The sequence below is a fragment of the Flavobacterium bizetiae genome (assembly GCF_902804475.1).
GTDB lineage: Bacteria > Bacteroidota > Bacteroidia > Flavobacteriales > Flavobacteriaceae > Flavobacterium > Flavobacterium bizetiae.
On sequence record NZ_CADCSU010000078.1, the window covers coordinates 1 to 13,159 of the forward strand.

Genomic DNA, 13,159 nt, shown 5'->3' on the forward strand with positions numbered 1-13,159 from the left:
ATATAACATATATGGTTTGAATATCAGAATAAAGTTGAACGCGATAACTACTATTTTTAACTCAAATGAACTTATATAACTTATATGGTTTTGTCATTTCTTATCTTTGTATTTTAAACTTAAAACATCATTTTGAAAACTCTATCATATAAAAATACCAAGATCTCGTATACTGATTCAGGTGACGGAACTACAATTGTATTGCTTCACGGCTTTTTAGAAAACAAAAAAATGTGGAAAGATTATGTTACGTTCTTCTCTGATAAATACCGCGTTATCACGATTGATTTATTAGGTCACGGCGAATCTGATTCTTTGGGATATGTTCATTCTATGGAGGAAAATGCCAATGTAGTTCAGGAAGTTTTACAACATTTAAAAATTGAAAAAGCGACAGTTCTTGGGCATTCTATGGGTGGTTATGTTGGTTTGGCTTTCGCCGAATTATTCCCAAAGAACATCAATAAACTGGTTTTATTAAATTCGACATCAAAAGCTGATAGTCACGAGAAAAAAATAAATCGAAATCGCGCCATCAAAGCGGTAAAACAAAATTATGTAAACTTTGTAAGTCTTGCGATTGGTAATTTGTTCAGTGAAAACAACAGAACAAGATTGGCTGATGAAATAGAAAAAGCAAAAGTTCAGGCACTAAAAACACCTTTGCAAGGAATTGTTGCTTCGCTGGAAGGAATGAAAGTCAGGAAAGACAGAGAATCACTTTTAAAACAAAATCTATTTCCCACTTTATTGATTTTAGGTAAAAAAGATCCTGTTTTAAACTACGAAGAAAATAGTACTCAAATCGAAAATACAAACACAAAACTGGTTTCTTTTGAAGACGGACATATGAGCCAGATTGAAAATAAAGAAGAACTGAAAACTGTTTTATTGGATTTTTTCGAATAATTGTAATCAACTTTATAAAACCAAAAAAGGCTGCTCAAAAATTTTGAACAGCCTTTTTCTCATTATTGGGGGCAAACTTATAATTTTGATATAATGTCTTTTTTAAATTTAGCCAAAGTTGCTCTTGTTAATCCAAGATTCGCTTTTGTTGAATCAACTGCTAAATAAATAAAATATTTTCCATCTTCAGAAACATCTATAATATGTATTTGATCTGTAAGTGTTATTAAGATATCATTGATTTTTTGATCTAATCCTAAAGCTTTAATAGCATTTAACTTTGCTTTTACAACTTCTAAATTATAAGCAGATGCTAATTCCGGGTCAAAATTTGGATTCAAAGAAAGAGAACAGTAAGACATTCCTGTTTCAACCTCGGTTACTGAAACAGCAATAAATCCGTTAATATTTTCTTTTAAATCGTTTTGGAAATTCTGTAAAAAATCTGACATGTTTTAATTGTATTTAAATTAATTATTGAAAACGGTATCCATCTTGCGAAGCAAAAGTCCCATCTTACTTATATCTTTAGAAAGCAGCGCAACACAGTTATCGTATTCGTCTTTGTTGGCTACCACAATACCTTCTTTGTTCTTAATCATGACTTGTTTAAGATCCCCGTTATTTACATCTTCAGACATTTCTAAACACATCTTTAATATCATTCCAATCATTGCCGCGACGTTGCCGTCATACTCTAAATTAACCGATTCGAGTAAGATACCATCTATGTTAAAAGTTAATCCGGATTCGGCTCCTGTTTCTTGTACGAGTGTGTTTAAATCAATCATATTCTTATTTATTTCATTTTTTAAGAAGTTCAAAGATATTTTAATAAACAGAATTGTCCGATAAACACTTGTTAAAAAAAAGGCACACCTAACCATTTGAACTACTTTTAATTATACCATAGTGTTTCTTAAATTTTAAAATAAACTTTTCAAAAAACGTTAACAAAAAAAGAATATTTGTCTGGAAAAGCAACATTATAATTCAGATATCTTAAATGTTATTCCAACGCTTGTAACAAACGAGATTTACTCGAAGTTTTTCATAGATTTGCAAAAAAAATTATGGAAACAAAAACTGTTGACGAACTACGTTTTGACTTAAATGTAAAATTGATGAAATTTAGAAGATTTCGTTTTGAAAACGGAAGCATAAATAATCCTGATTTGCAGGAACGCGCAAAAAAAGGATTCTTTAAAAAGATTTTTAGCTAAAAGCCCCCTACAAAAGCTCCAAATCTACCAAATAACCTTTCTCAACCAATTCTGCATTATTCCTGATGTAATGCGTTTTACCATCTTTAATCAAAACAACCTGAGTCGAAATTTTGATTACATTTTTATAATTGTGATCGGTAATCACAATTCCCTTTTTTTCTGAATTTTTTTTAATCAATTCATTGACTACATCTACCATTATTGGCGACAATCCGTTATAAGGTTCATCGAGTAAAACAAACTTTGAAGAGTTAAAAAGGACTATTTTTATTTCGAGATATCGCAGTTCTCCACCAGACAAGTGACCTATTCTTTTACCCAAAATAGCCTGAATAAACTCATCTTCGCAGAAAAATTTTATTTTTTGTTTATCGATCGATAATAGAATTGCCTTTTTTACAGACAAATGATTTGGAATAAATTGTTCCTGCGACAAATAACTAATATCGTTGAATACATTATTTTCGTTATTTTTTGAAACCGAATCGATACGGATACATTTGTTTGGAGCCGATAGTAACCCGATTATTATTTTTAATAAAGTTGATTTTCCGGAACCATTTCTTCCTAACAAACCAATAATCTGCGAGGTTTCGCATTTTAAATAAACATCTGATAGAATTACTCTGTCATTGTATTTCTTTTGAATTCCGTCGACTTCTAAAATATGTTTTTTCAAAATATTTTCTTTATTAAAAAGACAATCAAGCCCATTAAAATTGTAGTACCAAAAGTCATCAGATAACTCATAATTAAAAGCCAGATTTTTGAAATTCCGTTATTCGAATAAAACAAATAATCATTTCTTCTATACAATTCCTTAAAACCAATGCTCATCAAAAAACCGAAACTCAGAAACATTATAAAAAAATAATCAAACCCGCCCAATACAACAGCAATAGCACAAACAGTTAAGTTGATCACTAAAGTGGTTTTAAAAAATTCGAATATATTACTTAGCTTTCTGATACTTTATAAGATTTTTTCCTCAAAAGGAATATTAACATTAAAGATCTCCGTAAGCAAAATCACGATTTCTTCTATATAATTCTTCAAAATCTCGTTTGAAACTACCATATCCAACTCCTTTTCTTCTTTAAACCCAAAAGGAAGAAATCCTGATTTTAGATTTTTAAAAGAAATAATTCCTACTTCGATAGGCAAACCAGCAGCTTCATTTTCGAACATAAACGCATAAGCCAAAACCTGAATGATTTTATCGTTTTTAAGCTCTTGTGTTAATCCGTTCCAGGACTTCAATACAACATTCGTTTTTTCGACTTTACCGGTCTTATAATCGATGATTCTGATTTTACCGTTACGCAACTCAATTCTATCGACATTTCCTTTTATTAAAACCGGAAATGGCAATTTAGGATGGTTTAATTGGCGTTCGTATGTTTTTTCTAAAGCTATGATTTTTATTGCGTCTCCGTTTTTGACAGCTTCTAATTCCATTTTCAGAAAATTAGAAACGTTTCGTTTCGCCACTTCAAAAGCCAAAAGATTACGCCCTTTTTTAATCTCGCCTTCTTTATAAACTACTTTAAATTGTCTGAGAACTTCATCATCCAGTAATTTAAAACAATTTTCGATATCTCCTTCCGAAATAAATTTCTCCACAAAAGGATCATACAATGCTTTTAATGTTTCGTGAATTATCGTTCCTAATGTATTCAGCGCGATATTTTCCTCTACCTCTTCTACTTCACGAATACGAAGTATTTTTTGAAAATAAAATTCAATCGGATTTCGAATATAACTCGTCAATGCCGAAGGTGAAAAACCAGCCGTTGCTATTTCCTTTAAACGTTCCATCACCGCATCAGATTTATCTACGATCATTGGCTGATATGCTGATGTTGGCAAAACAGGATTATAAATATCAAATGTTAGATTGTGTTTCGATTGCTTTTCGACTTCTAATTGTGTTATAAAACGGCTTCGTTCTCCGGCATCTAAACCATCATTTTCCGTATTATAAATTAGATAGATATTTTTGGCTCTTTGCAGTAAGTGATAAAAGTGATAGGTATAAATAGCATCTTTTTCTTTAAAAGTTGGCAACCCTAATTCTCTTTTAACATCATAAGGAATAAATGAATTCTGAGATTTTCCGGCAGGAAACTTTCCTTCATTCATAGAAGTTACAATCACGGTATCAAAATCCAAAACACGACTTTCCAATACTCCCATGATTTGCAAACCACGCAAAGGCTCACCTTCAAACGATACTTCGGCTACATCAATAATTTGTTTATAAATAGCATGCAAAGTATCTATATTGTCGATATGATGATGTTGAGAATAATAATTAATCAATTTATTAATGACTTTAAAAACCGCAAACACAAACGCTTTTGCAATCTTTTCCTCTTCATTATCATTACTAAAATTTTCTTTGATTAAAAGTAAAAGTGCCGATACATTCTCCAGAACTGCAATTGATCCATTTTCCCATTTCTGAAACAACAATTTAAACAATTGCGACGGATAGGAGTTAAGTTCAATAATTCGGCTATGGGTAATAAAAGTATAATTATTCTCTTTGATTATTCTAACCAAATTGCCTGAGTTTGCATAAGGCTCCACCAAAGGATGGGTTAAAATATCAAGCACATCTTTATAATAAAAAACATAACTATCACCTTTTCTGGAAAGTGCATTGGTATGCATTTTAAATAATTTTGCAATCAATATTTGCGACGGATTATTTTTTCCTGAATATCCCATTGTAATATTCAAACTTCCAACAGACGAAGGCAATGAATATAAAACCGGCATTAATAAATTTTCCTCACCAAGTACAATAGCAACTTTATCCAATGAAGTTTCAGGGTTTTCATTGATTATATTTTCTACAATACTCCCTGCTAATTTTGCCTGCCCAATTGTTTTAGGAGTTCCTATTACCTGAATATTCTTAGATTGAGAAAAATCATCTACAATCCATTCAAAGATATTTGATTTATAATGTTTCCAGTTTTCTTTAAAGCGACGCACAAAAAGTCCTGCATCGTGATACGGATCATTAAGAAAGGTTTGATCTACATCCCAATAAATTTTAGCCTGATCTAATGCTAATAGATGTTGTACAATTTTTTCTTCGGCAGCATTTAAAGCATTAAAACCGGCGAAAATATAATTTCTGTTTGAAATTGTATTCGAAAAGTGATTTAGATTATTTACAGCTTCTCTATAAATCAAACCCTGATACCCGATTGATTTATTCAGTAAGTGATTGTATAATGAATCATAGTATAAAGGCAAAAGTTTCCAGAAATCAATATAATTTTCCAGAAGCTTGGTTTTATTTTCAACCTCAATTCCCCATTTTTTGATGTCTTCGATATCATTCAAATAGGATAAAACATGAGCTGGATCTAATAAGTAGCGATCGATTTCATTAAAATCCTGCAAAAGTGTTTTCGCCCAATTAGCAAATAGTTCAAATGATTGCTGATGTTGTTTTTCTGTTACAGAAAGATAAACTTCATAAAACTCGAACAAAAGCTCGATCGAATCTATAGATCGAATAGATGCTACATCTTGTACAAAGTCTTCGATACTAATAATTTCCGGAGAAAGAATAGTTTTGCTAGTTTCATTTTTCAAAGCTTCAATCAAAAAAACCTTAGCCCTTTTGTTTGGCAAAACAATAGTAGTTTCAGTAAGTTTATCCGAATAATCCTGAATTATAACGGCTGCAATTTTTCCGAGAAAAGAAGTATTTATCATTTGATAAAAATAAAAAAAGCCATTCAATTAAGAATGGCTTTTAGTATTTATTTAGAAAGTAAATTAGATTTTACCTTGGTATTTAGAACCAATGTGTCTAATTTCTGTTCTTCTGTTTTGTGCTTTACCTGCAGCAGTTTTGTTACTTGCAACTGGTTGAGAAGATCCAAATCCTTTAGCAACTAAGTTTTCTGGATTAACACCTCTTTCGATTAATGCATTCATAACAGCGTTTGCTCTATCTTGAGAAAGTTTGTCATTGATTTTTGCAGAACCTGTACTATCTGTGTGTCCTTCAATAGAGAATTTCGCGTTTGGATAGTTTTTAAGGATTTCTTTAATAGCATCTAATCTAGCTGGAGTTTCTTTGTCACCAGTTTTGAAAGTAGCTTTTCCTGAGTTAAAGTATACCGCTCTAGCTTGAACTTTAAGATCTTCTAAAGCTTCAGTAGTTACTTCAGGACAACCTCTGTTAGAAGCAGGACCGTAAACTGTAGGACAATCATCATCTTTATCAGCAACACCATCTTTGTCAGCGTCTAAGAAAGGACAACCACCATTTTCTTTAGGACCAGCAACTGTAGGACATTTGTCATCTTTGTCTGGAACACCATCTCCGTCAGTATCAGGACATCCGTTGAATTGTTTCAATCCTGGAGTATCTGGACAAGCATCATCTTTATCAGCGATTCCGTCTCCGTCTCTATCAGGACATCCGTTTAATGCAGCTAAACCAAATTCAGTTGGACAAGCATCACTAGCGTCAACGATTCCATCTCCGTCAGTATCAGGACATCCGTTGAATTGTTTTAAACCAGCAACATCTGGACAAGCATCATCTTTATCGTAGATTCCGTCTCCGTCAGTATCTTTACCTCCGAATTTGAAAACTAGACCAGCAGTATGTTGAAAGTGAGATGGAGCATCTGGAGTTCCAGAAGCATCTTGTCTATCACCACTAACTGACCATTTGTATCTTGTAGCAAGCTCAAGACCAATAGCATCTGTAAACCAGAAAGTTAATCCAGCACCTGGATTAACAGTTCCATAACTGCTATCGCCAAAGAAAGTATAACCTCCACCAACAGATAACGAAGGATCGATTACTTTAGATTTAATTAATTCCTGGAAGCTATATTTAATAGTAGCATCAATTCCGTAGTACATTAAATCACCAGGATTACTTACAACATTACCTCTATTATCGTGAGCAGGATTGCTTGGATCGAAAGTAACATATTTATCAATTTTGTTTACAGATCCTTGTAAACCAACAGAGAAACCACTACCTACATATCTAGACACACCAATGTAAGATAAAGAAGGAAGAATATTCCAGTTGTCTTTTACAGCGAAAGGCTGAGAAAAGTGTTGATCAAAGAAACCACTCCCTGCACCAGAACTGGTTCTAGTGTCAACGGCATTAACTCCAAAAGAGATAGCCCATGGATTGTTACTGTCTTGTGCGTGAGAACTTAAACCCATCACCATCATCACAGCAACTAAAAGTTTGTTAAGATGTTTCATACTTAATTTTTTTTAATTACAATTTAGTTAATTACAAGCAAAAGTAACACCAAATTTTTTAAATACAAAATGAAATGTTAAAAAAAACCTACAAAAATTTCCGTATGTGGAAATTATATAACTTTTAACATTTTTCCGACAACTATAAAGGCCTCTATCGCCCTATCTAAGTGGTCTTTGCTATGTGCAGCAGATAATTGAACCCTAATTCTGGCTTTTTCCTTTGGCACAACAGGAAAGAAGAATCCTATTACATAAATCCCCTGTTTCAAAAGCTCATTGGCCATTGTTTGGGATAATTTCGCATCATATAGCATCACAGGAACGATTGCAGAATCTCCATCAATGATATCAAAACCAGCTTTTTTCATTCCGTCTTTAAAATAGCTTGTATTCCACTCCAATTTATCACGCAAAGAAGTATCTTTTTTTAGTAATTCAAAAACCTTTATAGAAGCTCCAACAATAGCTGGTGCCAATGAATTTGAAAATAAATATGGACGTGAACGCTGACGTAACAATTCTATTATTTCTTTTTTGGCAGTTGTATAACCTCCCATTGCTCCTCCAAGTGCTTTACCAAGAGTTCCGGTGATGATATCAACTCTACCCATAACACCTTTTGCTTCAAGCGTACCTTTACCGGTAGCTCCTATAAATCCTGCAGCATGACACTCATCAACCATTACCATTGCATCGTATTTATCTGCCAGATCGCAAATTTTATCTAAAGGCGCCACAAGACCATCCATAGAGAAAACTCCATCAGTAACAATTAATTTAAAACGAGCTCCGGCTTCATTAGCTTTAATAAGTTGCTGTTCTAAATCTTCCATGTTGCTATTTTCGTAACGGTATCGTGCTGCTTTACACAAACGAACTCCGTCAATAATAGAAGCATGATTTAAACTATCAGAAATAATCGCGTCGTTTTCTCCTAATAAAGGCTCAAAAACCCCACCATTTGCATCAAAAGCAGCGGCATAAAGAATTGTATCTTCTGTACCATAAAAATCAGCAATTTTTTGCTCTAATGTTTTATGAATATCCTGTGTTCCGCAAATAAAACGAACTGACGACATTCCGAAACCGTGAGTATCCATAGCATCTTTTGCAGCTTGCACTACTTCAGGATGTGATGAAAGTCCTAAATAGTTGTTGGCACAAAAATTCAAAACTTTTTCTCCTGTCGAAATTGTAATTTCTGCATCCTGAGCAGAAGTAATAATTCGTTCTTTTTTAAAAATTCCGTTTTCTTCAATAGTTTGCAACTCACTTTGCAAATGTTCTTTTATTTTACCGTACATTTTTATTTATTTAAAACGTTAAAAATTAACAACTTAAACCTGTTAAGACCTAAATATCTCTTTAACATCTGATTAATTTCTTCACAAATTTACTACATCGATTTCTGTTCCTATATACACCAAAGCCTTTTTTAACACTTTGTATCCTAAATCTTCAATAGCATCCTGATATTCCTGAATTTGTTGCGTGTATTTTGAGTTTATCGCTCCGGTTTTATAATCTAAAAGATAAGCTTCTTTATTTGGAGTCAAAACAATTCTGTCCGGCTTTAATATCCTTCCCTCTTTCTGAACGATTGTTTGCTCATTCAAAATACTATAATTACCATCAAAACAAACACTTAATTCAGGATGATTTACAATTTCGCGAAGCGATTTCAAAACCATATCTACCTGATCAATTGTAATCAGACCATTTTCGAGCGCTTTTGTAATAGCTAAATCAACGTCTGATTTATCTTTAATAAAAGCTAAAATCTCATGAACAATATTTCCGTAAGCAATTGCTTCTTGTTGATGTGTCCCCCACATTAAGGATTCTCGCTGGGCTATTTTGATGTTTTTAGGATTCAGGACATCTAAAACGACTGGAATTGTTTTTACCAAATCTATTAATTCTGTCGCTTTCGAAAGTTTGGCTTTATTTCCAAATTCGTATTCTAATTTTTCCGGATCATAAACTCCTTTATTTATTAGATATTTAATAAAAAAAGATGCCATATTACTCGGAAATTCACCATCTTTTCTTTCTTTTAAAGATTGCGAAATTACATATAATTGTTCTTCGGCACGAGTTAACGCTACGTACAAAACATTGATATTATCTAGTAATTCTTCTTGTTTTTTTAAATTAAAAACAGCCGATGCACTTTCACCAAAACCTTCAACCGCGCTGCTATTATCAATTAATGCTTTTGGAATATCTAATCCGGAATCATCCGTATCCAGCCATAATTTATCTTTTGGCTTTCGATTATAATCTTCTTCCGCAAAAGGCATAATCACCACAGGAAATTCCAAACCTTTCGATTTATGAATAGTCATAATTCTCACCGCATTGATTCCTTCGGGAGAAGGAATACTAAATCTTCCTGCATTTTTATCCCAATAACTAAGAAAATCTGCAATTCCGGCCTGATTTCTTATATCACGTTCTAAAACGATATCCAGAAAAAATTGCACGTACGCATTTCCTTCCGAAAAAGGTACAAATTTCGAAATGATAATTTCTACCGCTTCATAAAGTGATTTTTTTCGAATATTTTCAAAAGACAAAGCAACATCAAAAGTTAAAAGCCATTTTTCGAAATCAACTTCTAACTTATGAGCCATTCCCTGAGCAATGAAATCATGAACTGGCATTTGAAGTTCCTTGTTCGAAGCTAAAAAATGCAGAAAATTAGCTTTTGACTCAAGATCAGCACTATTGTTTAAATATTTCAATAAATGAACAATGAGACGAACTTCAGTAGCATTCTGAATCATTAAAGTTTCTGAAGACAAAAGCGGAATATTTTGCTCTGTCAGATAATTAGCAATTGCAATTCCCTGATCCCTTTTTCGAGTCAGAATAACAATATCATTATATTCAAAACCTTCACGAACTACTTTCTGAATTGTATTTAATGTGGCCAAAACATATAAATCTGATTTTTCGACTACATCTTCATCATCTGCAAAATCTGATTTTTCAATTATTGGAAGAAAAGAAATATTGACATAACCACCTTTTTTTGAATTTGAGTTTTGAAAACTATGATTTTCATATAAGTTTTTATAATCTTCATTTGAAAATTCAGTAGAAATCAGTTTAAAAAAGGCATTATTAAAATCAATTACTTCGCTATAACTTCTATAATTTGTATCTAAATGTTTTATTACTTTTTCAGGATTATTAAAAGGATTTAAACCTTTACTTAATTCTATAAATTGTTCTGCTTTACCACCTCTCCAACGATAAATCGATTGTTTAGGATCTCCCACGATCATCAACGTTCCTTTATTTCCTAAATCATCTAAACCTGAAAGTGAATTATCAATTAGCGGAATCAGATTTTGCCATTGCATCTCTGAAGTATCCTGAAACTCATCAATAAAAAAATGACGGTAACGTTCACCAATACGCTCATAAATAAAGGGCGCTGGCTGATTTTGAATTTCACGATGAATGATCGCATTAAACTCAGAAATAGATAGAATATTTTGTTCTGACTGGATTTTCGCCAACTCATTACTCACCGTATTTAAAAGAGAAAGCGGTGTTATATTTTTTAGAAAGGCTTTATAGAAATCTCTTTTTTCGAAATTTTTATAAATCTTCTCCAGAATCTGAAGCAACTCCGGAATAATATTTTCTATTAAAGCTTTGTCTTTGGCGGTTTTATTAATCGCGATATCATCAAATTCATGAAACGTTTTATTTCGCGGATTGAATTTTCCGTCCCGAATACTTTCTAAATGGTTCGGAAAAGTTCCTCGAGAAAAAGATTTCAGATCAATTCCATTTTTATCGATCAAAGCAAGTGCTTCTGTAGCAAAACCTTCATTTTGAGATTCCAGCTCTTTGCAAAGCGCCAGCATTTTCTTTTTTATGACTACAAACTCTTCAATAGACTTATCCTGAAAATGAGAAATTTCATTTCTATTATTCTCATTCAAAACCAATCTTCCTGTATCTAAAATTTCACGAGAGATATCCCAACTTTTATCATCGTCGGTTTTTTCCATCGTAAAATCGATCAGCAATTTAGTTAGCGTTTCGTCTTGCCCAGCTTGAGCAATAATAGCATCGACAGCTTCTGTCAATAAATTTTCAGTATCCAAAGTAACCTCAAAAGTCATTGGCAAATTAAGATCATGCGCAAAAGCACGAATCACTTTATGCGTAAACTTATCGATTGTAGAAATATCAAAGGCAGCATAATTATGAATAAGATGCTTGATGATATTTTGCGATTTTGTTTTGATTTTAATTATTGAAAGCTCCGTATCCCGAGACAAATCTTCCATTAAATCTGATGCTTTCGCAGAAGGCTCATCTTTTGTAAACTCAGACAAACTTCCCACAATACGGCTTTTCATTTCATGAACCGCTTTGTTGGTAAAAGTTATGGCAAGAATATTTCGATAAGCATCATTTTTAGGAGAAGAAAGAATAATTTTAAGATATTCTTTCACCAAAGTATAGGTCTTTCCTGAACCTGCAGAGGCATCATAAAGGGAAAAGGACGGACTTTGCATAACTTTAGTTTTATAATGTAAAAATAGCACAATTAATATTAAACCCCAATAATGTAAGATTTTCGAATTCTAAAAAACAAAAATTCCAAATTCCAATGCTTGATGCTTTTTATCGCATAGAATATTGGAATTCGGAATTTTACTCGTTTGAAATTCTTGAAATATTATGCAGTTTTAGGGAATGCTCTTTTATTAAAAAACAATAAAATCCCAACACCTGTAGAAATTGCCATATCGGCAACATTAAAAATAGCATTAAAGAAAGAAACTTCTTCGCCTCCCCAAACCGGGAACCAGGCTGGCAAAGTACCTCTCCAAAGAGGAAAATAAAACATATCTACTACCAAACCATGAAACCATGTTCCGTAAGGTTCCGGCGAGAATAATGTTGCAAGATTACCATGACTGTCGTCAAAAATAATTCCATAAAAAATAGAATCTATGATATTTCCGGCAGCACCTGCAAAAATTAATGCAATTGCCACAATCAAATAATTAGAATGACGTCTCTTGATCGAATCCGACAACCAATACGCAATTCCGAAAACGGCAAAAATTCTAAAAACAGTCAAAATTAATTTTCCGTATTGCCCTGGTATTTTTGTTCCCCAGGCCATTCCTTCATTTTCTATAAAATGAATTCTAAACCAATCAAAAACCATAACTTCTTCACCTAAAACAAAGTTTGTTTTTACGTATATTTTTGAAAGCTGATCTACAATTAAAACTAAGAATATAAGGAAATACGCTTTTGGTAATGACATTTTATTAAATTTTGATGGGCAAAAATAACAATTTAATCAAAAAAAACGCTCACAAAGGAGCGTTAATTCTTTTCCAGCACAAAGATTGATGTATGCCAGATTATTTTTTCTTGTTATAGAGGGTTTATTTTTTAGTATTTGGCTGGGCGGGAGCCTTTGGTGTCTTAGGTGTATCGGCAAAAAATTCAGAAATAGATTTAAGAAGGCCTTTCCCTTCTTTTCCGGCAGTTGCTTTTTTAGCTTCGGCCTTTTTTACATCAGCTTTAAATTTAATTCGAATTTTCTCAAATTCTTTCATTCTGTGCTCAACGTCAGAGTTTACATCTTTGAATTTCAATACTTTAGCCATTGTGTAAGTTTTTTATGTTAAATAAATAAAATATTAATGATTTGGTATTACAATGATACATAATTTAATTTATATTTGTTAGTAAAAATTAACACTTGT

General features: G+C 32.5%; 12 protein-coding genes. 2 read left to right on the forward strand and 10 right to left on the reverse strand.

What is annotated here, in order from left to right:
• The first annotated feature begins 132 nt into the window (after positions 1-132).
• Entirely contained in the window at positions 133-909 is a 777-nt protein-coding gene (locus tag FLACOL7796_RS09010; protein ID WP_173970471.1) for an alpha/beta fold hydrolase, read from the forward strand.
• Between the two features lie 77 nt (positions 910-986).
• Here FLACOL7796_RS09010 and FLACOL7796_RS09015 read toward each other — a convergent pair whose 3' ends face one another.
• Positions 987-1,361, reverse strand: a complete 375-nt coding sequence (locus FLACOL7796_RS09015) for a hypothetical protein (RefSeq protein WP_173970472.1) — start codon at positions 1,359-1,361, stop codon at positions 987-989.
• 18 nt (positions 1,362-1,379) lie between these two features.
• The gene (locus FLACOL7796_RS09020) at positions 1,380-1,700 is read right to left on the reverse strand and encodes a roadblock/LC7 domain-containing protein (protein ID WP_173970545.1); all 321 of its coding nucleotides are present in this window, start codon (positions 1,698-1,700) and stop codon (positions 1,380-1,382) included.
• A 282-nt stretch (positions 1,701-1,982) separates the two neighbouring features.
• Between FLACOL7796_RS09020 and FLACOL7796_RS09025 the strand changes: the two genes are divergently transcribed.
• Complete coding sequence (locus FLACOL7796_RS09025; RefSeq protein ID WP_173970473.1) at positions 1,983-2,132, forward strand: hypothetical protein; 150 nt, start codon at positions 1,983-1,985, stop codon at positions 2,130-2,132.
• Positions 2,133-2,139: 7 nt separating this feature from the next.
• Here FLACOL7796_RS09025 and FLACOL7796_RS09030 read toward each other — a convergent pair whose 3' ends face one another.
• From FLACOL7796_RS09030 to FLACOL7796_RS09065, 8 genes are all read right to left on the reverse strand, one after another.
• The gene (locus FLACOL7796_RS09030; protein WP_173970474.1) at positions 2,140-2,814 is read right to left on the reverse strand and encodes an ATP-binding cassette domain-containing protein; all 675 of its coding nucleotides are present in this window, start codon (positions 2,812-2,814) and stop codon (positions 2,140-2,142) included.
• Positions 2,811-3,059, reverse strand: a complete 249-nt coding sequence (locus tag FLACOL7796_RS09035) for a hypothetical protein (RefSeq protein ID WP_173970475.1) — start codon at positions 3,057-3,059, stop codon at positions 2,811-2,813. The genes FLACOL7796_RS09030 and FLACOL7796_RS09035 overlap by 4 nt, the downstream gene beginning before the upstream one ends.
• A gap of 48 nt (positions 3,060-3,107) precedes the next feature.
• Positions 3,108-5,873, reverse strand: a complete 2,766-nt coding sequence (locus FLACOL7796_RS09040; RefSeq protein ID WP_173970476.1) for a PD-(D/E)XK nuclease family protein — start codon at positions 5,871-5,873, stop codon at positions 3,108-3,110.
• Positions 5,874-5,936: 63 nt separating this feature from the next.
• Positions 5,937-7,400 (reverse strand): OmpA family protein, encoded by a 1,464-nt coding sequence (locus FLACOL7796_RS09045; protein WP_173970477.1) that lies wholly within the window; start codon positions 7,398-7,400, stop codon positions 5,937-5,939.
• A gap of 113 nt (positions 7,401-7,513) precedes the next feature.
• Positions 7,514-8,707 (reverse strand): glycine C-acetyltransferase, encoded by a 1,194-nt coding sequence (kbl, locus tag FLACOL7796_RS09050; protein ID WP_173970478.1) that lies wholly within the window; start codon positions 8,705-8,707, stop codon positions 7,514-7,516.
• Between the two features lie 81 nt (positions 8,708-8,788).
• The gene (locus tag FLACOL7796_RS09055; protein ID WP_173970479.1) at positions 8,789-11,947 is read right to left on the reverse strand and encodes a UvrD-helicase domain-containing protein; all 3,159 of its coding nucleotides are present in this window, start codon (positions 11,945-11,947) and stop codon (positions 8,789-8,791) included.
• Between the two features lie 164 nt (positions 11,948-12,111).
• Entirely contained in the window at positions 12,112-12,711 is a 600-nt protein-coding gene (locus tag FLACOL7796_RS09060; RefSeq protein ID WP_173970480.1) for a lipoprotein signal peptidase, read from the reverse strand.
• Positions 12,712-12,835: 124 nt separating this feature from the next.
• A complete protein-coding gene (locus tag FLACOL7796_RS09065) occupies positions 12,836-13,060 on the reverse strand; it encodes a hypothetical protein (RefSeq protein WP_173970481.1) in 225 nt (74 codons plus the stop codon).
• Positions 13,061-13,159 lie beyond the last annotated feature (99 nt).

Coding starts and splice junctions, on each gene's coding strand:
- FLACOL7796_RS09015 (WP_173970472.1), bottom strand. CDS start 1,361: ATGTCAGATTTTTTACAGAATTTCCAAAACGATTTAAAAGAAAATATT.
- FLACOL7796_RS09020 (WP_173970545.1), bottom strand. CDS start 1,700: ATGATTGATTTAAACACACTCGTACAAGAAACAGGAGCCGAATCCGGA.
- FLACOL7796_RS09025 (WP_173970473.1), top strand. CDS start 1,983: ATGGAAACAAAAACTGTTGACGAACTACGTTTTGACTTAAATGTAAAA.
- FLACOL7796_RS09040 (WP_173970476.1), bottom strand. CDS start 5,873: ATGATAAATACTTCTTTTCTCGGAAAAATTGCAGCCGTTATAATTCAG.
- FLACOL7796_RS09045 (WP_173970477.1), bottom strand. CDS start 7,400: ATGAAACATCTTAACAAACTTTTAGTTGCTGTGATGATGGTGATGGGT.
- kbl (WP_173970478.1), bottom strand. CDS start 8,707: ATGTACGGTAAAATAAAAGAACATTTGCAAAGTGAGTTGCAAACTATT.
- FLACOL7796_RS09055 (WP_173970479.1), bottom strand. CDS start 11,947: ATGCAAAGTCCGTCCTTTTCCCTTTATGATGCCTCTGCAGGTTCAGGA.
- FLACOL7796_RS09060 (WP_173970480.1), bottom strand. CDS start 12,711: ATGTCATTACCAAAAGCGTATTTCCTTATATTCTTAGTTTTAATTGTA.
- FLACOL7796_RS09065 (WP_173970481.1), bottom strand. CDS start 13,060: ATGGCTAAAGTATTGAAATTCAAAGATGTAAACTCTGACGTTGAGCAC.